The sequence below is a fragment of the Flaviflexus ciconiae genome, assembly GCF_003971195.1.
Taxonomy (GTDB): Bacteria; Actinomycetota; Actinomycetes; order Actinomycetales; family Actinomycetaceae; genus Flaviflexus; species Flaviflexus ciconiae.
Genome location: NZ_CP034593.1, coordinates 1733128 through 1760071 on the forward strand (window position 1 = coordinate 1733128; position 26944 = coordinate 1760071).

Sequence of the window (26944 nt, forward strand, 5' to 3'; positions counted from 1 at the left end):
TACGGCGCCGCAAGACTATCTCGACCGTGGAGACCCAAAAGAGCGAGGGCCCTCGTGGGGCCCTCGCTAACGTTTATGGGGAGGCTGTAGCCGTCGCTCTTGGCCTCGGGTACGGGCTATTCGCTCTCGTACGGAAGTGTGAAGACTGCGGTAAAGACTGTCAGCACGGTGCACAGACCGGCAAGGCTTGTCAGAAGCGGATTCGACAGTGCGACGCCGACAAAAGCGACCACGAGCATAAGAACCATGGTGGCGATGAGTGCAGGCAGCGCTGCGATGCGGCGAACGGGCTTCCGGTACGCGGACTCAGTCGGCGCGTATCCGTTCAGGGTCAGGGTCGACATGGCGTACTCCTTCACATGGACAGGCGGTCTTCGTGTTTTTGTCGATAGGCTCGACGGACCTTTTTATTCCGCACACCATTCCCTCTTATCGGGGAGGCCCTACGCTCTGCGAAATTCGCTGTGCGCTGGTGTGCCTCGTGGGCCGTAGCAACTACTGCTTAGTTGTCGCTATCGATCGCAGAGAGTGCGATAGCGGGGACTGCAACAGCGGTGATGAGGCCGGCGGCGATCGTCACGATCGGAGCGGTGAAAACAACACCTGCGAGAGCAGCGATGGTCATGACAACCAGGAAAGCAACCAGGGCCGAGGAGTTGGTGATGGTGGCGTCAGATGCTTCGAAAGACTGGGCGTAGGCGTTTGCTTCGATGATGCTCGACATAATTTTTGATCCTTTTCAAATTCGGTGCAGAGCTACGGATGGTTGCTCTGCACATCCGTGTGCTCGGCCCGTTTGGACCGGTTCCTTGTTGGAACACTTCAAGCATAAGACACATTTGTAAGGAGTGCAAGAGCCCTTTCAGTGTCTTGCATATATTTTTCATATCTCGATATCAAATTATCCGCAGAATTCAGCGCTAAATAGACTCTGCTATTTGTCCTAACAAATATACTTAATGAATATCGTACAGAGTCTTTACGTTTCGAATTAGTGACCGCTTATCCGGTTTTGTTGACCTCAAGCCAAAAGACTCCCACTGGCAAGCTTTGCAAGATATTCACCCTCGCTTTTGTCAAAGAAATGGTCAACGCAAGGCCGGGCATTTCCCTGAAACAGCATGCCTCCTTCCACGCGCCTTCCAAGGGCTTGGAGGTTCCCCGATCTGCCGCTCAGTGGCAAGGATCGACCGATTGCGGGTTCTCGTCTTAAGGCTCAAGAATTTCGTCGCTGCTCGAGAATTCTTAATTTCCGGCGCATGGTGCGGACTCGCCTTTGCAGGTTGCAGGCGCTGTGCCCGCACCGGATCGGTGCGGGCACAGGAGTATTCTTAAGGCTTGCCGGGGCGGTTACTTGGTAGTTTCGCTCTCGGAGCTGTTGTATCCAGAGCGGTAGTCCGCAAAGGGCTGGCCGGAAGAGACGAGGCCGGTCGCGTTGTCCGGGACCTGGCCGGGCTCGTCCGAGGTCTCGATAATGGCGTTATTTTCGTCGACGAAGACGACGTGCGGCGTGTAGGTGCGGGCATGAACATCATCCAGCTCGCCGTAGGCAATGAGGATGACGATGTCGCCCTTGTGGACGAGGTGGGCGGCCGCACCGTTGATCTGCAGTTCGCCGCTCCCCCGCTCAGCGGGGATCGTGTAGGTTGTGAGACGAGCACCGTTAGTGACGTCCACAATGTCGACGGCCTCGCCGGGCAGGATGTCGGCCGCGTCCAAGAGGTCTGCGTCGACCGTCACCGATCCGACGTAGTGGAGATCCGCACCCGTGATCGTGGCGCGGTGAATCTTACCGGTCATCATCCGGCGCATCCGCTTAGCCAAAGGTTACCTCCATGTTGTCGATGAGCCTGGTTGGTCCTACTCGCGCCGCGACGATACCCAGGCCCTGCTTCGCGTTAGAGGATACTCGTTGGAAGGTGTCCGGATTGACAATCGTGGCGTAGTCAACGGCAACACCTTCGGCGGCCTCCAGCGCTTCGGAGAGGACCTTCTCGGTCTCCTCGGGGCTGGCTCCTGCCGCGGCCGCTTCGCGTGCTGCGCGTAGCGATCCTACGAGGGCAAGGGCAAGGTTGCGCTCCTCAGTGCTCAAATAGGCATTGCGAGATGATAGTGCGAGGCCCGATTCTTCGCGGACGATCGGGACGGCGACGATGTTGGTACGCATATCCAGGTCCGCCACCATCGTGCGAACGAGGGCAAGTTGCTGAGCATCCTTCTGACCAAAGTAGGCCCGGTCCGGGCGAACAAGGTTAAGCACCTTCGCAACGACCTGAAGAACTCCGGCAAAATGCGTCGGGCGGGTCTTGCCTTCAAAGCGGGTGGCAACCTCACCCGGGTTCACGCGAACGAGCGGTTCACGCGGGTACATTTCCTCATCTGTGGGAGCAAAAACAATATCGACGTCTCCGAGAAGTTCGAGGTCCTGCGCCAGGTTCCTCGGGTACGTATCGAAATCCTCGCCGGGTGCGAACTGGAGCGGGTTCACGTAGATCGAGACCACAACGGTCTCATTTTCCTTCCGGGCAGCATCAACGAGTTGTCGGTGTCCCGCATGCAACGCCCCCATGGTCATGACCAGGCCAACGCTTCCCGTGAGGGGAAGAGCCTCGATCAGTTCCTTTTTTGTAGAAACAACATTAGTCACGGGCTTAAGCCTACGCCCCTCGACCACGCAGTCTCATCCCCCATGGTCCAACGGGTCCACGTTTCAGGGGTACCACGGGTATTTAGTCGCCGAGGATCTTGCGGAGTTCTGCTGCCTTTGTTTCGCTGATTTTCATGCGGGCCAGGGCGCGCTCGGTGGTGGCTAGCGCGAGCGCGCGGTATGACTCTTGGGTTTGCGGATGGTCGGCAAGGACCTCGAGGTGCTTCTCGAGAGTAACGCCGTCCCCGCGTACGATTGGGCCGGTCAGGAGGGCTTCGCCCGACCGCAGTGCCCCATCGAGGCTGGCCGTTGCGAGCGGTGAGAGGAAGGTACCGGGATCGGTGATCCCCACGTCCTCGAGGAGCCGCATCGCCTGGGTGACAACGGTGACGAGGTGGTTGCCGCCATGAGCAAGTGCCGCGTGGTAGAGGCCCCTCTTGTCGTTATCGACCTCAACGGGAACCCCCTCCATCTCGCTCACGAGGGCATGCGCAATGGGGAGGATCGTTGCCGGACCGGATACCCCAAACGGACATCCCACCAGCCGTGCCAGATCAAGGGAGGTTCCGGTGAAGGTCATGGCGGGGTGGATGGCAAGGCCCAGTGCTCCGAGCGAGGTGGCGGGCTCGAGGACCTCGGTTCCGACGCTACCTGCGGTGTGAACGAGCAGCTGCCCGCTTTGCCATGCCTTCATCTTCGCCAGCCCGGAAACAATGCCGGGGAGCTCGCTGTCGGGCACCGCAAGGAGAACCAGTTCGCAGGTGCGGACGATCTCTTCCACGTCTTGGAGGGGAACTCCCGGGAGAAGCATTTCGGCCCGGTCAATCGACTCTTCGGAACGCGCGTGGGCCGCGACCAGCGTGTGTCCGGCTCTGCCGAGCGCGGCCCCAAGGACAGCGCCGACTTTACCTGCGGAGATAATGCCGATTCCGAGTTTCACGAAACTCCCACTCTTTCCGCCCACTGGTCAATTGATTCCCTGTCGTTGCGGGCGCGGGCTTCCAAGCCAATGTTGCGTTCTTCTTCAAGGAGGCCATGCACCTGCGTCAAACCAAAGTTCTTACCCTCCCAGTGGATCGTGCCGGACACGAGCGACAGCCGGCACGTTGCCAGGCCCAGCTTTCGCTGGATGGGGCCCTGGGTGGCTTTCAGTCCCTGCCAGTGGCCGTGGAACGCCACTGTCATGCTCCGGCTAGCCCAGCCGTCGCGAAGGACCGCCACGGTTCTCGTGAGGGCAATACCGTTCCGCTTACGACGAAGCGGATCTAGCCACCTCGATTTCCTGGGCGGCGCCACGAAGAAAGCAGACGGGCCCTTGCCGACGAGCGCATCGTCGAAAAACTCTTGCAGGTTGTCCACACCGATATCGGGAACGATCGTCCACAGCAGATCAAGGGCCTCGGCGCGTGTGCCCACGGGCATGATCACGCTCCGCATGAGCATCGTACTTGCATTGTCGGAATCCTTGGAGATCGAGCCGGCGACCAGTACCTCCACCTGCCACCAGTCTTTCCCGCGCCACAGCAGGAACTGACTGACCTTAACGGCGTGGATCCGCCTGGGCGGGATTGTCTGCGTCGTTGTTGTGGTCAGGCCGCGTCTCACCCGGATCCCATCGGCTGTGAGGAACAGCTGGAGGCCGTGGTTGAGGTTGAACTGGCCCCATCCCACCGCCACGGCACCACCGAGGGCAACAATGATGCCGATGGAGAAGGACTCATCAAAGAGGAAAACGGGAATGAGGATGATGGCAATACCGCCGATGATGCCCAGAACTGTCCCGGACCGGAGCATCGAGCCGAGGAGCACCTTGGTGGGGAGCCGATAGAACGGCTTCTCTCCCTGGTAAGCGTCGTCAGGGTCGTACAGGTTCGGCAGGTCGCGGTCCTCAACCTGGAACTCTTGCCCGGTTCGAGCTGCCGTGGCAATCCGCAGAATCTCCCCGCGTAGCCGCTGTATCTCGTTCATCTTCAGCAAGCCAAGGGAAAGATCGTCTCCGCTGGTGGAGGCGGAGTCGATGACGATTGCTCCGAGTCCAACAATCCGGGGAATGATTCCCTGCTTGATCTCCACGGACTGGATGCGATCCCACCGCACGTGGCGATGCGTGCCGGAGATAATGCCCGAACGATAGTGAATTCCTGAAGGGGCAAGAACGTAGCGCTGTTTGCGCCAGAAAACCCAGGCCACCAGAACAACAAGAAGCGATAGGCCAACGAGGACCGCAATGATGATGAGAACCGTTGTCCTGCTTATTCCCGTCAGGGTCTCCAGGATTTCCGAGACCCCAGTATCAAGGGCCTGGACCAAGATCGACAGCGCGAAGGCAACGAGGGCGGCCCACACCTTCCACAGTGAGAACAGGGGCGTAGCCCAGTGGAAGCGCTTCCACTGGTCCTCCGGGATCAGATCGGCCGCCTGCTCAGGATTCGCCGCCGTAGCCGCTTCGAAATGTGCAGGGTCAGGTTCGTCGAAGGGGACCGTTCCCATGGCTACAGCCCTTCCATCTTGGTGGAGCCCAGCTCCGTGAGGCGCCTGCGCAGGCGGTCCGCCTCATCCCGTCGCACACCCGGAATCGACGTGTCAGTCGTCGAGGATGCTGTTTCCATCGTGATCTTCGCAAGGCCATAGTGCCTCATAAGAGGACCGTCCTCGACCGTCACCTCCTGCATGCGGCCGTATGGCACGACGTCGAGCTTCCGGAAAAGAATCCCCCGGCACACGAGCAGTTCCTCATCGGTTTCATGGTAGCCGGTGTAGAAGACCGCACGGACCTGGACAAACATGATGAAGAGCCCGATGACGAGCGCAACGGCCACGGCAATAGTGACCCAGAGGAGATCCCACAGGGCAATGGAAACAATGAGGAGCGCGAGGAGCGGAAGGAGGCAGATAACTGCAATAAGTCCGCGTATTTTCGCTTGATCCCGCGAGATCCCAACGAATGAAATTCCGGGGGCTAGCGGCGACATGATCATAAATAAAGCGTACTCGAGCACCGGGTAGGTACGCAGACTGGGCGGCCGTGGGATCAATAACTGACCGAGATCGCTAACCCGGTAGGGAACCTGCCCGGCTGGATTCTCGCACCGGCTTGAATCAGTGGCTTGGATCACCGGACAGGAGTTGCGGTGACGGAGATATCGGGCGTTGCGGCAGACGAACTAGGCGCCCTGCGCCGCCGCGGGAGCGTCGTCGTCATCGTCGTCGATCGAGCACCACCATTCGCCGAGCCAGCCCGCTCCCGCAAGAACCAACGAAGCCACCCCCGCCCAGAGGGCAGCGGAGGCCTGCTCGTTCAGGAACACGGCGTTTTCGCCGCTAAACGCGAACCAGGCACCGAGGCAGATTCCGGCGAGGATCATGCCGCCGCGGGAGGACGCCTGGCAGAAGACCGCGATTCGCGCGGCCGTTAGCGGATTCATTGTCCGCTTCTTACCGTCCGCCATGGCCTTCACTGGCCACGCCGACACCAGGACACCGACCGCCAAAACAAGCGGAATTGTCCACGTGAAATCGGGGATGGCAACAAGTGGAACGGTCGAGCGGATCCAGGCGGCGGCGCCAACGAAGCCAATGAGAAGGCTGAGCACAAGCCATCCCACCATCTGCTTCGCTGACGTCATCTCCGGACCGGCTTCCCGCTCAGCATGCCCCACGGATCAACCTCTGCCCAGGGTTCCAGAACGAAACTCCGTTCGTGGGCGCGGGGGTGAGGTAGCGTCAGGTTCGGGTCGTCCGAGGTGATCTCCTTGCCAGCAACCTTGTAGGAGACGAGGTCGAGGTCGAGTGTGCGCGGGCCCCAGCGTTCTTCGCGGACCCTGCCCTGCTCATCCTCAATCCGCTGGAGCTCTCTCAACAGTGCCAGCGGCGACAGCGTCGTATAGCCCACCATGACCGCGTTGATGTAATTCGGTTGCGAGGGTTGCCCCGGCATAACCTCAGCGGCGGTGACGCGCCTGCGGGACATCCGCTCATACTCGAGGACCTTGGCGAGCTTGCCTGCCCCAATCTCCACCTGGGTGACCGGATCATCCATATTCGATCCGATGCCGACAACGACTTCGGCGGCGGGCTTGGGCGGCTGCAGGAGCTTCGAGAGCCTGCGGACCGTCACATCCACATCCGCAAAGGAATGCTCGATTGGCGCCTGTGGCTTATGCACGGTGACGTCGGCCGCGAGGGCACCGAACTGCAGGGCAGCATCCGCGATTCGTTCGGCGAGCGTTTCGATGAGGTTGAGGGGCTCCCCCGAAACGATCTCCACAACCTTGTCGGCGACCTCCGCATAGTTAATGGTCTGCGCAAGATCATCGCCGTAGGGGGTGCGGTGCATGGAGGTGTGGAGGACGACATCTATGATGAAGTCCTGACCGTTCTCCCGCTCGTGCTCAAAGACGCCGTGGAATCCCCTGACCTTCAGTCCGGTGAGGGCGATACGGTCGGACAGTTCCCCTCCGGGAAGATATAGCTCAGCCATGGAATCTCCTCGCGACAGTAAGAGCTGCGGCATTGGACTTGGCGTCGTGCACCCGCACGCCCCAGACCCTGCCGACAAGATGAGACGTAACAAGCGCGGTGGCGAAATCCCGATCGTCACTCACCGAGCTCAGCAAGCGCTTGCGGGAGTGCCCGATAAGCCAGCGTCCCGGTAACATCGCCATGAGCCTGTCGAGCCCCGCAAGAACATCCCAGTCCTGCTCCCCGACCTTGGAGAATCCGAGTCCCGGATCGAGGATCAGTCTCGACTCATCGATTCCAGTTGCAACGGCTTTCTCAATGGCGACGGACATTTCCCGCGCGACGTCATCGATGATGCTGTCATAAACGGCCGTGTCGTTGGTTGTGACCGCTCCACCGCGGGAATGTTGCAGAACGTACTGGGCTTCCGAGCCCGCAACAACAGTGTGGATCTCCGGTTCGATCCGGCCACCCGTCACGTCGTTGATGATGGGGACGCCCGCGGCAATCGCCCGGCGTGCTGTCTCCGCGTGGTAGGTATCGACCGACACCGTCAGACCATCGGCGATCAGCCCCTCGACAACGGGACCAATCCGGTCCCATTCTTCATCGGAGGTGATGGGAGTGGCACCTGGCCGGGTCGATTCTCCGCCAACGTCAATAATTGTTGCGCCGTCGACCGCCAGCTGTCTGCCCCGGGCCAGGGCCTCCTCGGCGCTGGCCCACCGCCCGCCGTCCGAGAAGGAGTCGGGCGTGACGTTGAGGATTCCGAGGATTTCCACGGGCCCTCCTAGCGGCTCATGATGAGGCTCATGGCCTCGGCCCTGGTTGCGGCGTTCCTCATCGTGCCTCGCACCGCGGACGTGACCGTGTGGGAGCCGGGTTTGCGGGCACCGCGTAGCGACATGCACATGTGCTCGGCCTCGACGACAACGATTGCTCCGCTGGCGCCCAGCGGGTCCATGAGAGCATCCGCCACCTCGGAGGTGAGACGCTCTTGGATCTGGGGGCGCTTCGCATAACCGTCAACGAGGCGAGCAAGCTTGGACAGCCCGGTCACCTTGCCGTCGGCTCCCGGGATGTAGCCAATGTGGGCCTTGCCGTAGAAGGGCAGCAGGTGATGTTCGCACACCGAGTAGACGGTGATGTCCTTGACGAGGATCATCTCCTGGTAGTCGAGATCGAACGAGGCCGACAGCACCTCGGTCGGGTCCGAGTGCAGGCCGGAGAACATTTCCTCGTAGGCACGGGCCATGCGTGCGGGGGTCTCCTTCAGTCCGTCGCGATCGGGGTCCTCCCCAATGGCAATAAGAAGGTCGCGGATGGCACGCTCAACGCCGTTCGCATCAAAGGTCACGATTCCTCCGTCTCTTCCGGTGCACCAACACCGGGCTCACCCGAGGCCGTATCGCCTCCACCATGTGGCTCGCCCTGTGTTTCTGGAGCGCTCGGCAGACCGGCCCTCACCTCACCGGCATGATCTCCAGAATGGCTCTTCACCGGGTGGTCGATGGGCGGAACATTGTCGGACGGGCGATCGTCAGAGCTCAGCCACAGCTTCCGTTCGGGAGCCTTAATAACCGGCTCGAAAATCTCGGCGAGCTCCTTCTCGAGAAGGGTTTCCTTCTCGAGAAGGCGGGCTGCCAGCTCATCCAGAATGTGCCGATTTTCCGTCATGAGCTTCCAGCATTCGTCATGAGCATCGTCAATGAGGGCCCGGACTTCCTGGTCAACAACGTGGGCCATGCGGTCCGAGTACTCCGTTCCACCACCACCGGCGGCACGGGTCATCGGATCCGATTCCTCGGAGGCAAGCCGGACGGCACCGACGCGGGAGGACATTCCGTATTCGGTCACCATCTTCCGAGCAATGCTCGTGGCTTTCTGGATGTCATTCGAGGCACCGGTTGTCGGGTCGTGGAAGACAAGCTCCTCCGCGACGCGGCCGCCAAGCGCATAGACCAGCTGGTCGAGGAGCTCGTTGCGGGACGTCGAGTACTTGTCCTCGGTGGGCATAACCATCGTGTAACCGAGTGCGCGTCCGCGCGGCAGGATCGTCACCTTCGTGACTGGATCCGTGTGATTAAGGGCGGCTGCCGCGAGCGCGTGCCCGCCCTCGTGGTACGCCGTCATCCGCTTCTCGTTCGGGTTCATGACCCGGGTGCGTCGCTGAGGTCCCGCAATCACGCGGTCGATTGCCTCGTCGAGGTCGTCGAGGTTGATGCTCTTCTGGCTTTGACGTGCCGCGAGCAGCGCCGCCTCGTTGAGGAGGTTGGCGAGGTCGGCACCGGTGAACCCGGGGGTTCGACGCGCGATTGCCTCGAGCTCAACGTCCTTCTCGATCGGCTTTCCTTCGGCGTGGACTTCGAGGATCTTCGTGCGTCCGGGAAGATCCGGGGCATCCACGGAGATCTGTCGGTCGAAACGGCCGGGGCGGAGCAGGGCCGGATCGAGAACGTCGGGACGGTTCGTGGCCGCGATCAGGATGATGTTGGTTGTGGCGTCAAAGCCGTCCATCTCCACCAGGAGCTGGTTGAGGGTCTGCTCGCGTTCATCGTTGCCGCCGCCGATACCGACACCGCGGGAACGACCAACGGCGTCGATTTCGTCGACGAAGATGATGGCGGGGGCTGACTGCTTTGCCTTTGTGAAAAGGTCGCGGACGCGGGAGGCGCCAACGCCGACAAACATTTCGACGAATTCGGAGCCGGAGATGGAGAAGAACGGAACCTTGGCTTCACCCGCTACGGCCCGTGCAAGAAGGGTTTTGCCGGTTCCGGGAGGTCCGTAGAGCAGAACGCCCTTGGGGATCTTGGCTCCCATGGCGGTGAACTTTTGGGGGTTCTCAAGGAACTCCTTGATTTCACCGAGTTCTTCGACCGCCTCGTCGGCGCCCGCCACATCCGTGAAGGTAACGTCCGGCATTTCCTTGTCGAGGTCGCCTCCGCGGGAGCGGATCTTGCCGAAGCCTCCCATGCCGCCCTGCTGGATCTTGGGTAGGAGGAAGAAGAACAAGCCGATAATGATGATGAACGGGACGAGCATGATGAGCATGCTCGACCAGATCGACTCTTGGGGGACGAGGGAGTTGTAGCCGTTCTCCGGCTCAGCACCCTCGACGAGAGACACCATGTCGTCGGCTTGGGCGTAGAGGTACTGGAAGGCAACCTTGTCGCCAGCTTCCTGTTCGTTGCCCTCCTCATCCATGACCGTGATCTCGTTCGCAAGGTCAACGCGTACGGTTTGGGCGCCTTCGGTGATGACGACGCGTTCAACGTCCTGCTCCTCTAGGATCTCAATGCCCTGGGAGGTGGTGACGGTCGTGTAGTCGCTTCCTCCGAAGAAGAGGAAGTAGGAGGCAGCAAAGAACAGGGCGATGATGACCCACGGGAACCAGGAACGCTTCTTCTCCTGTCCCTTACCGGTCTGACCCTTGCCTGCCTGGGTCTTTCCAGTCTGGCCCTTGCCGTTCTTGCCATCGGAGCGCTTACCCGTGGATTTACGATCACCCGGCTGGGTGCGGCCGGGTTTGTCGCCCGGCTTATTTCCTGGCCGGTTGCCTGCCTGTTCATCCTGGTCGGGGGCCGGCTGGTTTCCGTCCTGCTGCCAGGGCTTGTCTTGATTGCCCGGGAGTCGCCGGTGCTTACGAGGGTTATCCGCCATAGACATGGGGGGCCAGGGTGCCGATGAAAGGCAGGTTCCGGTACTTCTCCGCATAGTCGAGGCCGTATCCGACAACGAATTCGTTGGCGATGTCGAAGCCAACGTATTCAACATGGATGTCGACGGTCGCGGCCTCCGGCTTGCGCAGGAGAGTCGCGATCTGAACGGAGGCGGGGCCGCGGGACTCAAGGTTCGACTTGAGCCACGACAGGGTGAGCCCCGAGTCAATAATGTCTTCCACGATAAGGACGTGACGGCCTTCCAGGTCCGTCTCGAGGTCCTTAAGGATCCGAACAACACCGGAGGACTTTGTGCCGGATCCGTAGGACGACACCGCCATCCAGTCCATTGTGAGCGGGGTGTGGATCTTGCGGACCAGATCAGCCATGACCATGACCGCGCCCTTTAAGACACCGACGACAAGAATGTCCTTGCCTTCATAGTCCTTATCGATCTGCGCCGCCAATTCCGCCAGTCGGCTATCGATTTGCTCCTCGGTGATGAGGATCTTCTGGAGATCCTCGCCCATATCCGTCTGATCCACAGTTTTCCCTTCGTGTCTTGCCACTAGCTCCTCATGCTACTCCACGGCGCGTTTAAGGGAGTGCCTCGTTCTCGATGCGCGAAGGCCCGGCACATCAATTCCCTTACCGGTCTCCGCCTCAAGCAGACGGGTCACGCCGCGTACGTGCGTGCTGGTCAGCTCACCGGCTCGGGCCCCCTGCTCGAGGAGCCACAGGCGCACCACGCGGGTGCGGACCGGAACCGGCTGACCACGTAACGTTTCCAGAAGTAATTCATCGCCGTCCCGGCAATCCTCCAGTGCCTCCTCCGCTACCTTGTCGAGATAGTCCAGGTCCTCGCGCAGGAGTTCAGCCGTGCGTGCGAGCGGCTCTCTCACGTCTTGACCCAGGGCCGCTGACAGTTCGGGGAGCACATAGTCCCGGATCGCGGCCCGGCGGAGCGGTTCACCGCTCGCGGTCCGCCACGGACCCTCCGCTCGATTGCTCGGATCATCCCACCACTGCTCACCCCACTGCCTGCAGGCCTGCTGCAGGTCCTCGCGGGTCAGGCCAAGGAGCGGCCGAGCAGCTGGAACGTCCTCGGTGCCGGGAAGAAGACCAACGGGACGCATGCCGGCGATCGAGCGGGGGCCACTTCCCCTGCCGAGTCCCATGAGAACAGTTTCTGCCTGGTCGTCCATCGTGTGCCCCAGCAGAACCAAGGCGGGGCCCCGGGAGGGGTTGCCAAATCTTCGTGCTTCTTCGGCGAGCGCTCGGTAGCGTGCGGCGCGGGCGCTGCCCTCGGGGCCATCCTCGCCCCCGGCGTCGATTCTGACGGAGCGGGATGGCAGGTACTGCGACATTCTTTCCACGAGCTGTTCAGCTCGCCCGGCGGAGCCGGGCAGGATTCCGTGATCCACGGTGAGGAGTGAGGGAATGATTGCGGCCCGCGGTGCTTCCGCTGCGAGTGCCAGGGCGAGGGCCAGGGAGTCGGATCCTCCAGAGCAGGCAACGATCATGCGTGAGCCGGCGGGGACGGTGGTGAGGACGGCGCGAACTGCCTGGCGCGCTGCTAGGACAGCACGCGGTCGATCCACGACTGCGGGTCCTTGATCTCGTCGGGGCCGGGCAGGTAGCCGGGGTTGGTCCACAGCGTGTTGAATCCCTCATGACCATGAGAGGAAATAATCGCCTTCACGAAACCTTCGCCCTCGCTGTATTGGTCAAGCTTCAGGTCAAAGCCAAGAAGCTTTTTCAGCGCCTGAGCGAGCTGACCGCCAGAGCCCCGGCGCGCCTTAATGGCGGCGGTGATCCGCTTCCGTGATGGAATGCGTGCGATCGGCACGGTGTTCATGACGTACTCGGCATGACCTTCCAGGATCGACATGATTGCCAGGAGCTCGGAGAGCGCGTCCGCGGAGAACGAATCTTCGATTGAGTCCATGGCGATCCGCACCTTGGCGATCAGAACATCCTTCAGCCAGGGCGCGGCCGTGAACTGGAAGGCGTGAGTGAACTCGTGAACGCAAACAAAAAGCTGGATATCCCTGCTGTCAAGATTCCATTCGCTGGAGAAATCCCAAATATTCGGTGCAACGAGAAGGAGCCTGCCTTCGATGGGAAGCCCCTGCCCGGGCAGGGCTGTGAGAGCAAACGGGTCGTACTGGCCAAGGATCCGCGGAGCCATGACAGCGAGAGCCGCGGCCAGTTCTTCGGAAGCTATCCGGGACTGAATCTTCTTCTCCCCAACCAGGGAGTCCAGGAACGGCGAGACGGACAGGGCAGCGGCCTGCGCCCATCCCGGCCGAGCAAGAACGGAGACGGGCTTTGACTCAACGTCCTCGAGAAGATGATGGAGGCCCGTTTGGGTGGCAACAATCCCGGGTGCTACCGCGGCCGCTCTGCGGAGTCCGGTCGCAACCGCCCGTGCACGTGCGGGAGTAATCGTGGGGCCGCTCCCGGAAAGCTGGCGCACTCGGCGGTAGGCAACTGTCGGATCAACCGGCATTCTCTTCCCCTCCCGTCACCAGAAGATCAATAGCTTCGTCCATTGCGGGACGAACAATTCCTGTGGTTCCGGATTCGATGTCGTCAATAAGTATGGAAAAGGCGAGCGTCTCGCCCTCACCTGTCGTGAAGTAACCCGACAGGGAGTTCGCTTTAATCAGGGTACCTGTCTTGGCTCGCACCAGACCCTCGCTCGTCATGCCCTCGAACCTGCTGGCAAGCGTTCCGTTGAAACCCGAGATAGGCAGTCCGTGCGGGACGGATGCGATCTCGCAGCCGCTGCAGGAGCCGGCGTGGGTGAGCACCTCCGTGAGCAGCAGGCCGGTCACCCGGTTATCGATCGACAGGCCGGCCGTGTCCGAGATCGTTACCCCGGTGGTGGAGAAGCCCTGCTCAACGAGAGACTCGTAGACTCCGCGGGCCGAGCCGTCGAAGTCGGGAACCAGGCCGCGTTCTGCTGCCACGAGGTGGCCGAGAACCTCGGCTAGAGAGTTATCTGACATGGTCAGCATGTAGTCAACGAGCTCGCGGACGGGAGCCGAGTAGACAACACCGGAAGTGTTGTCGTCGGTGATCTCCGGCGCGGACCCCGTTGTCACGGACGTGACAGTAATACCGCGCTCGGTCAGCAGCTCAGCAAAGACCTCGGCCGCATAGATATCGGGGTTTGCCACGTAGGTGCCGTCAAGGGCACCACCGTCCACCGCGATCGGCCTCATCGGCATGATAAAAACGCGGTCCGTTCCCTGAACATTCTCGTGATAATCGGCCCCGGCAAACGCGCTCGAGTCGACGGTGAGCACCACGGAGGAGGTTCCCCGCTCCGCGAGGTCTTCTGCGGTCTGGTCGGCAAGGTCGGCAAGGCCAGCGTGCCCGACGATCGAGTCGGAATCCCCCTCTTCTGGTGACAGGTAAATATCGCCACCACCGACAAGGAATAGGCGGTCCCCAGAAAGCACGGTTGTTGTGGGAAGAGTTGCGGTGGGGCTCAGCTCGTAGAGGGCTGCGGAGGCAGTGAGAATTTTGATGCTCGATGCTGGGAGACGTCCGGTCGATCCGGACATGTCGTACACGACATTGCCGTCGAGGTCGCGGACAACGAATGACGTGGAGCCAGTATTTCGGGGATCGCTGGCCAATGCCTGGGCGATTTGTTCGATTCGTTCGGCGGAAAGTTTCTGTCCCGAATCATTTTGGGGAACGTCTGCGTCAATTACCTCATAACTGGCAACTTCAGGGTAGGCTCGTGGTTCTAACGGCTTGTCCGCTGCGGTCAAGACACCCGGTGCGATATCAACTGCATCCGCAATGACGTATCCACCGAGTAGTATCAAGACAGCAACAATACCTGCCTGCGATCGTGCCTTCACGACATTAGTCTGTCACGTTCGTTCACCGTTCACCACACAAGGAACCCGTAGCCGAAGGAGGCGCCATGCTGGAGTTCGATGTCACCATCGAGATTCCGAAGGGCAACCGGAACAAGTACGAAGTCGACCACAAGACGGGACGCATTCGCCTCGACCGCATGCTGTTCACCGCGACCCGCTACCCCGATGACTATGGCTTTATCGATGACACCCTGGGTGAGGACGGCGACCCGCTCGACGCCCTCGTCCTTCTTGAGGAACCGACGTTCCCGGGCTGTGTCATTCGGTGCCGCGCTCTCGGCATGTTCCGTATGAAAGACGAAGCGGGCGGCGACGACAAGGTCCTTTGTGTCCCGGCGGGCGACCAGCGTGCGTCGTGGCGTGTCGACATCGATGATGTGTCCGAGTTCCACCGCCTGGAGATCCAGCACTTCTTCGAGGTTTACAAGGACCTCGAGCCCGGCAAGTCCGTCGAAGGCGCTCACTGGGTTGACCGCGCAGCCGCCGAAGAGGAAATCAGGGCCTCCTACCAGCGTGCCATCGACCAGGGCTACTACGACGAGCACTGATACGGCTACGCGACGAGCACTGCCGTAGCTCAGTACTGGCACGCACAAGACTAAGCGCCAGTGCCCGTCGCAAGCGGTGGCGCTCGAGCCAAGCAATTCTGCTTGATAATGTCCGAGGGGACGGTTCAATGACGAACCGTCCCCTCAACTTTTGTTTCGATTCTTCGGCACAGTTCTTACCCGTCGCCCACGGCTATCCCTGTCACCCAGTGCATTCGTATCATCCAAAGGTCAATGCGGACCACCTGGTCAACGGCACGGACAAGACCACGACAACTAGCTCTTAAGCGGCCCCGAAGGCGCTGATGCGGCTCCGTTTTTCTAGGAAACCCCGGGCGGGTTCTTCGTTGACTTCTTGGCGGCGGACCCGACGGACAACATCTTCACGGTGTACACGACGCAAATGACGAGCAGGCTGATGGTGATAACTGCGGTGGGCCACTGCAACGCGTGCGCCTGCGACACGGTGAACACAGCATCCCACGAGAGTAGCGAAAGGCAGATAGCGATCAGGGCAAGCATTCTGCGCATATGGCTCACGATCTGGAACCGGACCGGCTCAGGTACGGGCTCTCCACCAACATCCGTCGCCTTCGTGTTAAACACTGCAACGGGATAGAGAAGAGCGATGAGTGCCATCATGATGGCAGGAACAACCCAGATTGAGGACTTGCCACCCCAAGCATCAGCGTCCCCTGATAGCCCAAAGTGCGTCGGTATCCGATCCGGCAGGTCCGAATAGATCGTTGCCGTATAGGCAAGGGAAGCAAGAACGCTCAACACGGCGAGCACAAACAGAATCCGATCCACCGGCTTCATCCCGCGGCGCCCCGCTCCCTGCGATTCGATCCGACTCTCCTCCATTGGGTCCTTCCTCGAGTTTAAATTCAGGCCTTCCCTGCCACCATGAGTGCCAGGCTCGCACTGCCCACCCCATCATCACAAACCTCAGGCGGGCTGTGCCGGTCGAGACGACGTAAGAATGACCCTCGCCAGAGCCGTCCATCATTCTCACCGAGGTTCTGAATCCTCGGCAACGGAGGCCAGTTTGAGACCGGGGTGCCGAGCCAAGCGTGCGGATTCGGTGTGCCGAGCATTGCAACGAGATGCTCGTCAGAGAAGTGAGGCAGGCCGATTAGCCTGCCTCACCGAGTATTAAGCGTGATCACTCAACGCGTTGGCTGCGATCAGTCTCCGACAACGTTGCGGTACATGGGGCTTCCCCAGACTGCTCGCTCCTGTGTTCCCATCGACGGGTTCCAGGCTGCAATGTGTGAGCCGTTGCCGGTGTAGATTCCGACGTGGCCGGGCCACCACATCATGTCGCCGGGGCGAGCCTGTGACGTCGGCACGTAGGTTCCGTTGAACTGTGCTCCGTAGGAGGAACGAGCAACGGTAATGCCATGGTGCGCGTAGACGTAGTGCGCAAATCCGATGCAGTCCCAGCCTGCCGGGGTCACGCCGCCCCACACGTAGGGCGCTCCGATGAACTGGCGGGCGTAAGAGACGATCGAGTTACGAACGTTGCTGGACGGTGCCGGCGCGGGAGCCGGTTCCGGCTCCGGGGTAGGTGTCGGCGTGGGCGTCGGCGTCGGCGTAGGAGTCGGCGTCGGCGTTGGGGTAGGCGTCGGATTCGGAGTAGGAGTGGGCGTCGGCGTTGGGGTAGGCGTCGGAGCCGGAGTAGGAGTAGGCGTCGGCGTGGCAGTCGTCGGTTCCGCGGTGGGTTCCGTCGTCGGCTCCTTGGTCGGCTCCGGTGCGGGCGTCGTGTCCGGTGCCTTCTCTTCGTCCTTGTTTACTTCCTGGTTGGCCTGCGACTGAACGGCTGCGGCTTCCTGCTGGGCAGTGGCCTGGGCCTGCGCTTCAGCGATGACCCGCTGCCTGTTCTCCTCGTCAGCCTTACGACGTTCCTCTTCGAGTGCGGCAACGCGAGCTGCCTCTTCCTCTTCCTCGACGCCCTTCTGACGAGCAAGCTCGGCAACGAGTGCGTCGCGGCGGTTCTCTGCCTCGGCGAGCTGTTCCGCGGCGGCTTGCGAGGCACGGTCCGCTTCGCGAGCAGCCTCGTCAACACTTGCGGCGGCGAGCGTCTGCTCGTCGGCCGCGGCAACGGCCTGCTCTTCCATGACCTCGGCGAGGTTCAGCTTGGCTTCAAACTCCTGGACCTTGGCCTCAGCCGACTGGCCGAGACGGTTGTAGGCGTCCTGGCGTGCATTGACCTCTGTCAGGGACGTGGCGTTCAGGTAGTTGGCAAAGGGAACGGCGCTAGCACCGTCGCGGTACATTGCGGCACCAACGGAGCCGAGCTCCTCCCGAGCAACCTCTACCTCGTCATAGGCACGGATGGCCGCATCCTGAGCGTCCATGGCTGCCGTAATCGATTCCGAGAGATCGGCCTGGGCACGAATCTGGTCACTTTCGGCGAGTGCCGCGTCTTCTGCGAGAGCCGTTGACTGTGCGGACAGGCTGGCAAGTTCAGCTTCGAGCTCCGCTAGGGACATCTCCGAGTAGCTGACTGTCGACGAGACTTCGTCGTCTCCGTCGTCGGCAAAACCAGCCGACCCTGCCAGGACCATGCTTCCGGCAATTGCCACGGCACATGCGGCATGGAAGCCGCGTCTGCGAATATTGGCCACGTTGTTTTATCCTCGTTCTTCCGCGTGTCGCCTTGACGGCTACGCTTTGGAAACTCTTAACCGATATTGACGGTATACCAATCGTGACTCAATTGAAACATTTTCGCCATCACTCACATCATTCACATTTGTCACATCCTTAACACGATTCGACGATTGCCCCAAACTACGCCGAAAAAGCGGCCTTTTCAGATCGTCACCAAAAGTAAGGAGAATGTTATGTGGCAAAGCTCACATCCGCCGCTTTGGGCCTTTGGTCCACCGTTTGAGACATATCGACGGATGTTTGGACGTGCCCCGGTCCCCGCCTATGGTCGAAAGCATGTTCCGAATGTGTAACTAGCAGCGCGCTTATACAGCGCGCACCGATGCGCGCTGTTGCATCGGCCAGCCCCATTTAATCGATCACAACCGAGGCTGGAGTTGTTGCACAACTTTGGCCCTCCTATATTCAGGAGAGAGACATGACCCAAGAAAACTGGAACTTCGACACCCTTCAAATTCATGCGGGACAAGCTCCGGATTCGGAGACGGGCGCTCGCGCCCTCCCCATTTATCAGACGACATCCTTCGTCTTCGAGGATGCTGAGCAGGCAGCGGGACGCTTTGCTCTGACCGAGCCTGGCAACATCTACACCCGAATCACAAACCCTACGCAGGGCGCTATTGAGAACAGGATCGCTGCCCTTGAGGGCGGCGCGGCCGGCCTCCTCCTGTCCTCCGGTCAGGCAGCGACGACTCTTGCGATCCTTAACATTGCCCAGGCTGGCGATCACGTTGTGGCAAGCCCCTGGATCTATGGCGGCACGAACACGCTGCTCACCCACACGCTGCCCCGCTACGGCGTTTCCGTCACTTTCGTTGAGGATCCGACGGATCCGGAGTCGTGGCGCGCTGCCACGCAGGAGAACACGAAGCTGTTCTTCGGTGAGTCAATCCCGAACCCCCGCGGTTCCGTTCTCGACATCCAGGCCATTGCCGACGTCGCACATTCCGAGGGCCTCCCCTCGTTATCGACAACACGATCGCCACCCCGTACGTCCTGCGTCCGTTCGAGCACGGCGCCGACATCATCATTCACTCCGCCACGAAGTTCCTTGGTGGCCACGGCACGTCGATTGGCGGCGTTGTCGTTGAGAAGGGCGACTTCGACTGGAAGTCCGGGAAGTTCCCGACCCTGTCTGAGCCCGATGGCTCCTACCACGGGATTGTCTGGGGCGATCTGGGCCCCGGCGCTTTCGTCACTCGCATCCGCACCACTCTCCTGCGCGACGTGGGCCCGGCGATCGCACCGTTCAACGCCTTCCTCATTGGACTCGGCGTGGAGACCCTGTCGCTGCGCATGGAGAAGCACCTGGCGAACACGAAGAAGGTCGCCGAGTTCCTCGAGGCTCACGACCTCGTTGAGTCGGTCACCTGGGCTTCGCTTCGCTCGTCGCCGTTCTACGAGCTGGCACAGAAGTACACGCCGAAAGGCGCCGGTTCCGTGATTGCCTTTATCATCAAGGGCGGTCGCGAGGCCGGCATCAAATTCGTTGATGGGCTCGAACTGCATTCGAATGTTGCCAACATTGGCGATGTTCGTTCACTCGTTATCCATCCCGCTTCGACCACGCACTCGCAGCTGACCGAGGAGGAACTGGAGGCAGCGGGAGCACCCGCCGGCCTGGTACGCCTGTCGGTAGGCCTCGAGGACGTGGACGACATTCTGGCAGACCTCAAGCAGTCCTTCGATAGGATCAAGTAATAATGGATCGCTCTCCCGCCTACCTTGTCGGTCACCCGCCTCTGCGGATCACCGACGCCGCCCCAGTCCCGGATGCTGACACCGGCTATCGGCCGCACGCTCGGTTCCGTGATCTCCCCGCGAGCGGGGCGTGGCGGGAGGGCGACGACCCCGGAGATCGCAAGTTCGTCGATATTGGCACCCAGGTCCTCGAGTCGGGCGAATCCCTCGACGTCACGGTCGCCTACGAAACGTGGGGGAAGCTAAACGAGGACGGTTCCAACGCCGTCCTCCTCTGCCACGCCCTCACCGGCGACTCGCACGTGCGTAACGATGATGGGACCGAGGGCTGGTGGCCCGGCATAGTCGGCCCCGGCAAGGCAATCGACACGGACCGCTACTTCGTTGTTGCCCCAAACGTCCTGGGCGGGTGCCAGGGCACCACCGGGCCCGCCTCGAAGCATCCCGACGGTAAGCCGTGGGCACGCCGCTTCCCGCGGATCACGGTCCGCGACCAGGTGGCCACCGAGAAGGCCCTCATGGACCATCTCAAGATCCCCACCTGGCATCTCGTTGCCGGGGCCTCCGCGGGTGGCCACCGGGTCATGGAGTGGCCTGCCACCTACCCGGAACACGTTGAACAGATTGCGGTTCTCGTGTCCGCACCTGAAACGACGGCGGAGCAGATCGCTTACGCCCACCAGCAGATCCTCGCGATTGAACTGGATGCTGCGTGGCGGGGCGGTGACTACTACGACGCTGAACCGGGTTACGGCCCGCACGCTGGTCTGGGTCTTGCCAGGGCTATCGCCCACACGACGTATCGATGTCATAGCGAGCTCGATTCCCGCTTTGATCGAACCCCCCAGGAGGGTGAAGACCCGATGGACGGCGGACGGTTCTCCGTCCAGTCCTATCTTGACTATCACGGCTACAAGCTCGCCGCCCGGTTCGACGCAAACTCGTACTTAACCCTGACCGAAGCAATGCTCACCCATTCGATTGGGCGCGGCCGCGGCGGCGTCGACAAGGTCCTGTCAGAAATGACTGCCCGCGCACTCGTTGTAGCGGTCGACACGGACCGGCTGTTCCACCCCGACGGGCAAGAATACCTCGCCTCTTCCCTGCCCAACTGCGATGGTGTCATCACGATCCACTCCGACCACGGCCACGATGGCTTCCTCGTTGAGAATGAGCAGGTCGGTACAATCATCTCCACCTTCCTTGCAGGAAGCCCCAATCGCCCCTGAGCGGGAAACCGATCCAGCAACCCTTCAGCTGAAAACACATAGCTCCCTGAACTGGCATAACACCGGCCGTTTCGGGGAGCTTATCCCTATTGAAAGCCCGCGTTCTCCCACTGCCTACGCCCTAAGCTGTCAGAATGGTGGCATGTGGCAACCAGATGAACTCGGTCCCGGCTTTGAGTACAGCACCCTACCCCTCATGGATGATGATGAGGGGGCTGTTGTCACGACCCTTGTTCGCCACGTTCCCGCGAACGACCCGCTCGCCCTTCACGCGACACCGTCGGCACCGCGTTTTGCGTTTCTTGCCATCCACGGCTGGAACGAATATTTCTTTCACGCCGAGCTTGCACGAGTGATCTCCAGTGCGGGTGGTGCCTTTTACGCGATTGATTTGCGCAAGTACGGAAGGTCGCAACGCGAGCACCAATCCGCCGGCTACATCACCTCGATCTCCGACTATGACGAGGATATTCACGCCGCTCTCGACGTGATCTACGAGAACCACGGATGGGACATTCCCCTCGTTTTCTACGGGCATTCAACCGGCGGCCTGACCGCTGCTCTCTGGGCCGATCGTCATCCGGGTGCGCTCTCCGGCCTTGTTCTCAACGCCCCGTGGCTCGAATTCCAGGGCGCCACGATTGTCCGCCAGCTTGGCACCCCAATCATTGATTCCCTCGCACGGATCTCGCCCGAGGTCATCCTCCCGCTCCCGGACACCGGATTCTACAACCGGATCCTCACGGCGTGGCGGGATGAGCACGAGCCCGAACCGGAAGAGGGCGACACCGACCCATTCACAACAACGGGATGGTCGTTCAACCCGAAGTGGCGCAGAACCCCATCAACTCCCGTCCGGGCGGGGTGGCTTCTTGCGATCCTCCACGGCCACGCACAGGTTGCGAAGGGGCTCGACATTTCTTGCCCGACAATTGTCCTCACGTCGAACGCAACCCTGTTCTCCGATAAGTGGAGTCCCGACATGAGGTCTGCGGACACGGTTCTCGATGTGGAACAGATTTGGCGGAGGGTTCCGTCCCTCGGCAGAGTCACCACCCTTATTCGCCTCGAAGGAGCCATCCACGATGTCACTCTGTCCCGAGCAGCCGTGAGAACCCAGGCTTTTGGCGAAATCCGCAGGTGGCTCCGCACCTACGTCAAAATCGATCGACCGGGCCACTGACCCAGTAGCCACATAACCAACATCTTCCAAGACGGGACGTGCTCGTTACGACCTGACCAACTCGGTCCGCACGCGGCTGTCCGCACGCGACCGTCCACATGCGACTGTCCGCAAGATGATTTAGTCAAGCAATCAGGGCTCCCGGAGATGTAGGAGCCCTGATTCGCTAAGGTATGGAGACTTGGGAATCGTTCAGTCTCGGAGTTCCCCGAGCCTTGTTCCCGACTCGGTCTTCCAGTTCTTCCAGCCATCCATGTTCCTGCCAGCAACGGCGGTTGCGGCAGCGTTCGGGTCGACGTAGGAATCGCCGTTCGCGAGCACTATCTGTCCCTCGGCTGTCAGTTGCGCAGTGGCGTTGACCCGACGCCTAAGCGACTTGAATACGAGCGTCATGGGACCATGCTGGTCGGCGATCTTCCGGAGCTCGGTGACCCTGCCTGGCCACTGAATTTGATCCATTTGCTCGGTCGCGGCCTCAACGGGATCGGTGCGCGGCAAGTCCAGTTCGGGCCCGGATGTTGCAGAGGACACTCCCGTCTGATCGGGTGTGAACCCGTCTGCACCGACGTTGTCATCATCGTGACCATCCGGGGACTGTCCCCGGTCGGTTGAGTGCGGGGACAGTAGATCTTCTGCACGGTCGGACCCAAATGCACGCGAATCTGCCGGATCCTCCGCCAGATCTTCGGCGGGCGTAGGATCCCAGAAACGTCCGGACGGCGCTGAGTCAACGGCGGAATCTGTCATCTCTGTTAGCGAATCATCCGCCTCACCAAGCGACTCGTTCTCGCCGATCACCGGCTCGGTCTCGCCGGACGCGGACTCGTTCGAGTCGGAAGCGGAGCCGCCGGTAACCGTGCCGGAAGCGTACTCACCCGAGGCTGTCCCCGCCGTAGCATTCTCACTTGGGTAGTGACCCAGTTGCTCTGCAGCGAGCGAACCAGCAGGTTTGTCCGTGGCAGAGTCCGGGTCCTGCTCCTCAGCTTCTGCGGAGCCATGCTGGCCCTGCTGATTGCCGGCTAGGTAGCCATCAGTTAGCTGTTCGTCAGCCGTAGCGTCCGCCGCCTCCTGGGAAGAGTCGGATTCGGCTTCGGAGGAGGACGGTGCGGTGGCCGCGTCGAGGGCGTGGGAGGCGGTGATCGCGGAGAGGTCGTCACCAGTTTCTTCAGTCGGCGGGGTTATTTCACCTCGACGGATGGCTTGACCGATGGCAAGGAACGACGCCTCGTGGGGGCGCACCTGCTCAAGTGAGACGAGGAGACCACCGCGGGATTCGTGGAGGTCGATCCGGTGCACTTCGAGGCTGGCGCCAACAAGCGAATCGAGGACTGAGCGGACTTCGTCATCGACGGTGACAGCGAGGACAATAAGACGCGGATAGTCTTCCATGCCAGATGGACAGGAATCGAGGAAGTCCTGCCATTCTCTCCGGAATGCTGCGACTCCGCGCGGGTAGAGGCCCGCAAGTTTGCCGCGGGAGATTTCCTCGTGACGTGCCGCCCGCGCAAGGGAGCTCATAAGCACGGTCGTATCGAGGTGTTCAACAACGTCGACCGTCACCGTTTTCCCGGACGAGTCGAGTGCCACAAGTGACGTGTGACGGCCGGTTTGGCCGGCTCGTGCGGTCTCGGTCAGCCACGCGACGGGAAAGAGTGGCTGGTAGATAAGTTCAACAACCTGGTCGCGGACCGCAATGAGGGCCTCGCGCACAATCGCGGGACTATTGGTTAGTGTCGGACGTGCCGGACTGAGCCTGCCATTATCCAACGAGAAAACGGGCATTCTTCACCTTCTCATGACCAAATGCGTACTTGCCCAGGGTACCTCAGGATCCTGTAAACCCTCCGGACAGAAGTGTTGCAATGTGGATACCATTTCGGCCCGCCAGGCCCTCCGCCTGGGTTCTGCACGAAAACCCGTCGGCAAGGAATACCGCATCGGGATTTTCCCGCAGGGCGGGAAGCAGTGCGCTTTCGGCAACCTTGCGGGAAATATCGGCGTGGCCCTTCTCCATGCCGAAGTTTCCTGCCATGCCGCAACATCCGGCAAGCTCCACAATCTCGGCACCGGTGCGTGAAAGGAGCTCAGCATCCGTCTTCCAGCCCATGACGGAGTACTGGTGGCAGTGCGGCTGAGCAACGACCTTGACACCGTCAAGGTCCGGTAGCTTGAGCTTCTCCGGCCCGAGCGGCGCGGGTGCCAGCAGGAGCTCGGCCAGGGTGTACGTATTCTCGGCAACAATGTACGAGCGCGGATCCTCTGAAAGGAGCTCGGGAAGATCATCGCGGAGCACGGCCGTGCAGGACGGTTCGACACCGACGATCGGGATCCCGTTCTTCGCGAACGGGGCAAGCTCGTTGAGGAGCTCGCCGAGCTGGGCCCGAGCCCCGTCAAGCTGTCCCGTCGTGATCCACGTGAGCCCACAACACACGGGTTTCTTGGGAATGAGTACGTGATAACCGGCGGCTTCCAGGACCTCAACCATGTCCCTTGCCCCGGTGGTGTCGAGAGTTTCGGAGAACGAGTCGGCCCACAGCATCACGTACTTCGTGTTGGTGCGATCAGCGTCCGTACCCAGGCCCGCCTTTTTGGCCCAGCGGGAGAATCGCTGCGTCGCCAACCCCGGCATGTTCCGCTCCGGATCTACCCCGGCAACCGTGAAGACGGCCTTCTTAATTGGCTCGACCGACATGACCTTGTTCGCAACGGTAGCGACCGCGGAGGAAACGGTGGCGAGCTTGGTCCAGCGGGGTAGCTGACCGAGCAGGTAGTGGAGCTTGGGGCGGATCTTGCCCTTGTGTGCGCGGTAGAGAACTTCAGACTTGTACTTTGCGACATCGACGCCGCTCGGGCAGTCGGCGGAGCAGGCTTTGCAGGACAGGCACAGGTCAAGGGACTCCATGACTTCGTGCGAGCCCCAGTCGGCAACGAGTGAGCCGTTGGCAACCTCTTGAAGGACTCGTGCCCTACCGCGGGTCACATCCTTCTCATCCTTCGTGGCTTGGTAGGACGGGCACATAAATCCACCATTTGCTCGATTGTCGGCGCGGCACGCACCAACGCCCGTGCACCTGTGCACCGCGGTCGTAAAGTCGCCGCCGTCTTCAAGGTAGGCGAAGCCGCCTCCCTTCTTCCCGCCACCGGTGATGGGGCGCGCGTAGGGCCTGCGCAGATTCGCGTCGAACGGATCCGGGTCCACGAGAATCCCGGGGTTCAGTGACTTGCTCGGATCAAATAGGTTCTTCACCTGACCGAACATCGTCATCATTTCGGGGGTGTACATGCGCGACAGGAGCTCCGAACGCGCCCTGCCGTCGCCGTGCTCACCGGACAGCGAACCACCATACCGCGCCACAAGATCTGCCGTGTCCTCAAGGAATGCTCGCGCCTTGGGAACACCCGTGGGATCCGACAGGGGCATATCGATACGAACGTGGACGCATCCGTCACCAAAGTGGCCGTAGAGGATTCCGTCAACGTCGTGTTCGTTCATGACGTCCGTCATGTCACGCAGGTACTCACCCAGGTGCTCCGGGGGAACCGCGGAGTCCTCCCATCCCGGCCACGCTTCCAGGCCGCGCGGCGACCTACCCGCGAGCCCGGCACCGTCGGCACGGATCTTCCACAGGGCCGCCGATTCCGGGCCTGCCGGCGCAACCTTGAAGGACGGGGTTCCGGCAACCGCGAGAACGGCCTCGATTCGCTCGGCAACGACGTCTTCCGATTCGCCCTCGAATGCGCCGACCTCGACCATGAGCCAGCCACCACCCGCGGGGAGCTCGGGAACGCCGCCGCGAGCGCGTTCGACCACATCGACGAGCCGGCGGTCCAGTCCTTCAACGGCGAAGGGCTTCAGGGCAAGGATCGGGGGAACAGCGTCCGCTGCGCGGATCATATCTTCGTAGCCAAGAACGATGAGGGTGGGCTTAACAACCATCGGGACGAGAGCGACCTCGGCCTCAAGAACCGTTGCGAGTGTTCCTTCGGAACCGACCAGGAACTTTGCCAGATCTCGTCCCCGCTCGGGAAGCAGGTGCTCAAGTGAATATCCGGAGACCTGGCGGGAGAACCTGCCCGAATGGGTCCTGATCGGTGCCAGGTTCGCGTCCACGAGTTCATTCAGCCCGGGCACAACCGTGCCCTTTTCGGCCGTGTAGCGACGGCCCATACCATCGACAACATCGAGGCTGATAACATTCTCGGACGTCTTGCCCCAGGCCACGGCGTGGGGGCCACACGCATTGTTGCCGATCATGCCGCCAAGCGTTGCCCGGTTCGATGTTGACGGGTCCGGCCCAAACCGCAGGCCGTACTTGCCGGCCTGCGCCTGCAGGCTCGTCAGGACAGTACCGGGTTGCACTCGCGCGGTACGCGCCTCCGGATCAACCGAGATCACGTTGTTGAGGTAGCGGGACAGGTCAAGAACAAGGCCCGGGCCGATCGAGTTACCGGCCGTTGACGTCCCACCGCCACGCACCGTCAGGGCCATACCCTCTTCCCGAGCAAAGCTCTGGGCAACAACAATGTCGTCGACGGTCTTCGGGAAAGCAACGACCTCGGGGACAACACGATAGTTCGACGCATCCGTCGAATACTCCGCGCGGCGACGCACACTTTCCTCGACCTCACCCCGCAGGAGGCCCGAGAGGCGGTTGGCTAGGCTTGTCGGAATCGTCGCAGTCATATCTCAAGTCTGGCACACGCGAGTTCCGATCGACTTGGAGCTACGCCCTTCGGACACTTATCAGCGGACATCCCGCACATCCCACAGGAAGAACCTCGGTAGGATGGAGCGCGGGGCATGCATGTGAGCAAGAAGCCCCCGCCGGATCTCCCAAACCCGTCGTTACCCCGGCCCCCATAGAACCATCGAGTGCAGGGGCTTCTCCCCCACTCCGGCCCATTTTGGTTGAGCCTGCGAGGAGGCGCTCGCGG

The 26944-nt window shown here is 61.2% G+C and carries 23 protein-coding genes and 1 pseudogene; 4 read left to right on the forward strand and 20 right to left on the reverse strand.

Features of this window, described 5'->3' with window-relative positions:
- Positions 1-116: 116 nt before the first annotated feature.
- The 16 genes from EJ997_RS07610 to dacB form a co-directional block, all read right to left on the reverse strand.
- Entirely contained in the window at positions 117-344 is a 228-nt protein-coding gene (locus tag EJ997_RS07610) for a hypothetical protein (protein WP_126704023.1), read from the reverse strand.
- Positions 345-502: 158 nt separating this feature from the next.
- Positions 503-724: a hypothetical protein gene (locus EJ997_RS07615; protein ID WP_126704024.1), complete on the reverse strand. Its 222-nt coding sequence runs from the start codon at positions 722-724 to the stop codon at positions 503-505.
- Positions 725-1350: 626 nt separating this feature from the next.
- A complete protein-coding gene (panD, locus tag EJ997_RS07620) occupies positions 1351-1824 on the reverse strand; it encodes an aspartate 1-decarboxylase (RefSeq protein ID WP_206501604.1) in 474 nt (157 codons plus the stop codon).
- Positions 1817-2647 (reverse strand): pantoate--beta-alanine ligase, encoded by an 831-nt coding sequence (gene panC, locus EJ997_RS07625; protein WP_228201425.1) that lies wholly within the window; start codon positions 2645-2647, stop codon positions 1817-1819. Before panC ends, panD begins: the two co-directional genes overlap by 8 nt.
- Before the next feature lie 82 nt (positions 2648-2729).
- Positions 2730-3587, reverse strand: a complete 858-nt coding sequence (locus EJ997_RS07630; protein ID WP_126704026.1) for a Rossmann-like and DUF2520 domain-containing protein — start codon at positions 3585-3587, stop codon at positions 2730-2732.
- Positions 3584-5137: a PH domain-containing protein gene (locus EJ997_RS07635; RefSeq protein WP_126704027.1), complete on the reverse strand. Its 1554-nt coding sequence runs from the start codon at positions 5135-5137 to the stop codon at positions 3584-3586. The genes EJ997_RS07630 and EJ997_RS07635 overlap by 4 nt, the downstream gene beginning before the upstream one ends.
- Before the next feature lie 2 nt (positions 5138-5139).
- Positions 5140-5625 carry a PH domain-containing protein gene (locus tag EJ997_RS07640; protein ID WP_126704028.1) on the reverse strand — a complete coding sequence of 162 codons (486 nt, stop codon included), beginning with the start codon at positions 5623-5625 and terminating at the stop codon, positions 5140-5142.
- A gap of 186 nt (positions 5626-5811) precedes the next feature.
- Positions 5812-6306, reverse strand: coding sequence for a DUF3180 domain-containing protein (locus EJ997_RS07645; protein WP_126704029.1), 495 nt, complete (start codon positions 6304-6306; stop codon positions 5812-5814).
- Positions 6270-7127 carry a 2-amino-4-hydroxy-6-hydroxymethyldihydropteridine diphosphokinase gene (gene folK / locus EJ997_RS07650; RefSeq protein ID WP_164719879.1) on the reverse strand — a complete coding sequence of 286 codons (858 nt, stop codon included), beginning with the start codon at positions 7125-7127 and terminating at the stop codon, positions 6270-6272. Before folK ends, EJ997_RS07645 begins: the two co-directional genes overlap by 37 nt.
- Complete coding sequence (gene folP / locus EJ997_RS07655) at positions 7120-7890, reverse strand: dihydropteroate synthase (RefSeq protein WP_126704031.1); 771 nt, start codon at positions 7888-7890, stop codon at positions 7120-7122. The genes folK and folP overlap by 8 nt, the downstream gene beginning before the upstream one ends.
- A gap of 8 nt (positions 7891-7898) precedes the next feature.
- Positions 7899-8465 (reverse strand): GTP cyclohydrolase I FolE, encoded by a 567-nt coding sequence (gene folE / locus EJ997_RS07660; protein WP_126704032.1) that lies wholly within the window; start codon positions 8463-8465, stop codon positions 7899-7901.
- Positions 8462-10777 carry an ATP-dependent zinc metalloprotease FtsH gene (gene ftsH / locus EJ997_RS07665; protein WP_323052605.1) on the reverse strand — a complete coding sequence of 772 codons (2316 nt, stop codon included), beginning with the start codon at positions 10775-10777 and terminating at the stop codon, positions 8462-8464. The genes folE and ftsH overlap by 4 nt, the downstream gene beginning before the upstream one ends.
- On the reverse strand, positions 10761-11315 hold the full coding sequence (gene hpt, locus EJ997_RS07670) for a hypoxanthine phosphoribosyltransferase (protein WP_228201426.1): 555 nt from the start codon (positions 11313-11315) through the stop codon (positions 10761-10763). Before hpt ends, ftsH begins: the two co-directional genes overlap by 17 nt.
- Before the next feature lie 36 nt (positions 11316-11351).
- On the reverse strand, positions 11352-12371 hold the full coding sequence (gene tilS, locus EJ997_RS07675) for a tRNA lysidine(34) synthetase TilS (RefSeq protein ID WP_126704033.1): 1020 nt from the start codon (positions 12369-12371) through the stop codon (positions 11352-11354).
- Positions 12347-13282: a zinc-dependent metalloprotease gene (locus EJ997_RS07680; protein WP_126704034.1), complete on the reverse strand. Its 936-nt coding sequence runs from the start codon at positions 13280-13282 to the stop codon at positions 12347-12349. The genes tilS and EJ997_RS07680 overlap by 25 nt, the downstream gene beginning before the upstream one ends.
- Positions 13272-14651 carry a D-alanyl-D-alanine carboxypeptidase/D-alanyl-D-alanine endopeptidase gene (gene dacB, locus EJ997_RS07685; protein ID WP_126704035.1) on the reverse strand — a complete coding sequence of 460 codons (1380 nt, stop codon included), beginning with the start codon at positions 14649-14651 and terminating at the stop codon, positions 13272-13274. Before dacB ends, EJ997_RS07680 begins: the two co-directional genes overlap by 11 nt.
- A 68-nt stretch (positions 14652-14719) precedes the next feature.
- Here dacB and EJ997_RS07690 point away from each other — a divergent pair, with 68 nt between their 5' ends.
- The gene (locus EJ997_RS07690) at positions 14720-15220 is read left to right on the forward strand and encodes an inorganic diphosphatase (protein ID WP_126705000.1); all 501 of its coding nucleotides are present in this window, start codon (positions 14720-14722) and stop codon (positions 15218-15220) included.
- 321 nt (positions 15221-15541) lie between these two features.
- Here EJ997_RS07690 and EJ997_RS07695 read toward each other — a convergent pair whose 3' ends face one another.
- Both EJ997_RS07695 and EJ997_RS07700 read right to left on the reverse strand, forming a co-directional pair.
- Positions 15542-16084: a DUF1648 domain-containing protein gene (locus EJ997_RS07695; RefSeq protein ID WP_126704036.1), complete on the reverse strand. Its 543-nt coding sequence runs from the start codon at positions 16082-16084 to the stop codon at positions 15542-15544.
- A 323-nt stretch (positions 16085-16407) separates the two neighbouring features.
- A complete protein-coding gene (locus tag EJ997_RS07700; RefSeq protein ID WP_126704037.1) occupies positions 16408-17850 on the reverse strand; it encodes a C40 family peptidase in 1443 nt (480 codons plus the stop codon).
- 464 nt (positions 17851-18314) lie between these two features.
- Here EJ997_RS07700 and EJ997_RS07705 point away from each other — a divergent pair.
- The 3 genes and pseudogenes from EJ997_RS07705 (at position 18315) to EJ997_RS07715 (ending at position 22009) form a co-directional block, all read left to right on the forward strand.
- Positions 18315-19597, forward strand: a pseudogene (locus EJ997_RS07705) (O-acetylhomoserine aminocarboxypropyltransferase/cysteine synthase family protein).
- Positions 19598-19599: 2 nt separating this feature from the next.
- Positions 19600-20826, forward strand: coding sequence for a homoserine O-acetyltransferase MetX (metX, locus tag EJ997_RS07710; protein ID WP_126704038.1), 1227 nt, complete (start codon positions 19600-19602; stop codon positions 20824-20826).
- Positions 20827-20968: 142 nt separating this feature from the next.
- Entirely contained in the window at positions 20969-22009 is a 1041-nt protein-coding gene (locus EJ997_RS07715) for an alpha/beta hydrolase (RefSeq protein WP_126704039.1), read from the forward strand.
- 192 nt (positions 22010-22201) lie between these two features.
- Here the strand turns inward: EJ997_RS07715 and EJ997_RS07720 are convergent, their stop codons facing one another.
- Together EJ997_RS07720 and EJ997_RS07725 are read right to left on the reverse strand one after the other, a co-directional pair.
- Positions 22202-23791: a DUF4357 domain-containing protein gene (locus EJ997_RS07720; RefSeq protein WP_126704040.1), complete on the reverse strand. Its 1590-nt coding sequence runs from the start codon at positions 23789-23791 to the stop codon at positions 22202-22204.
- A gap of 43 nt (positions 23792-23834) precedes the next feature.
- Positions 23835-26693 (reverse strand): FAD-binding and (Fe-S)-binding domain-containing protein, encoded by a 2859-nt coding sequence (locus EJ997_RS07725; protein ID WP_126704041.1) that lies wholly within the window; start codon positions 26691-26693, stop codon positions 23835-23837.
- Positions 26694-26944 lie beyond the last annotated feature (251 nt).

What these genes read in the sequence shown, in the direction of transcription:
- EJ997_RS07610 (WP_126704023.1), bottom strand. Translation starts at nt 344, where the DNA reads ATGTCGACCCTGACCCTGAACGGATACGCGCCGACTGAGTCCGCGTAC.
- EJ997_RS07615 (WP_126704024.1), bottom strand. Translation starts at nt 724, where the DNA reads ATGTCGAGCATCATCGAAGCAAACGCCTACGCCCAGTCTTTCGAAGCA.
- EJ997_RS07635 (WP_126704027.1), bottom strand. Translation starts at nt 5,137, where the DNA reads ATGGGAACGGTCCCCTTCGACGAACCTGACCCTGCACATTTCGAAGCG.
- EJ997_RS07640 (WP_126704028.1), bottom strand. Translation starts at nt 5,625, where the DNA reads ATGATCATGTCGCCGCTAGCCCCCGGAATTTCATTCGTTGGGATCTCG.
- folK (WP_164719879.1), bottom strand. Translation starts at nt 7,127, where the DNA reads ATGGCTGAGCTATATCTTCCCGGAGGGGAACTGTCCGACCGTATCGCC.
- ftsH (WP_323052605.1), bottom strand. Translation starts at nt 10,777, where the DNA reads ATGTCTATGGCGGATAACCCTCGTAAGCACCGGCGACTCCCGGGCAAT.
- EJ997_RS07680 (WP_126704034.1), bottom strand. Translation starts at nt 13,282, where the DNA reads ATGCCGGTTGATCCGACAGTTGCCTACCGCCGAGTGCGCCAGCTTTCC.
- EJ997_RS07695 (WP_126704036.1), bottom strand. Translation starts at nt 16,084, where the DNA reads ATGGAGGAGAGTCGGATCGAATCGCAGGGAGCGGGGCGCCGCGGGATG.
- metX (WP_126704038.1), top strand. Translation starts at nt 19,600, where the DNA reads ATGGATCGCTCTCCCGCCTACCTTGTCGGTCACCCGCCTCTGCGGATC.
- EJ997_RS07715 (WP_126704039.1), top strand. Translation starts at nt 20,969, where the DNA reads ATGTGGCAACCAGATGAACTCGGTCCCGGCTTTGAGTACAGCACCCTA.
- EJ997_RS07720 (WP_126704040.1), bottom strand. Translation starts at nt 23,791, where the DNA reads ATGCCCGTTTTCTCGTTGGATAATGGCAGGCTCAGTCCGGCACGTCCG.
- EJ997_RS07725 (WP_126704041.1), bottom strand. Translation starts at nt 26,693, where the DNA reads ATGACTGCGACGATTCCGACAAGCCTAGCCAACCGCCTCTCGGGCCTC.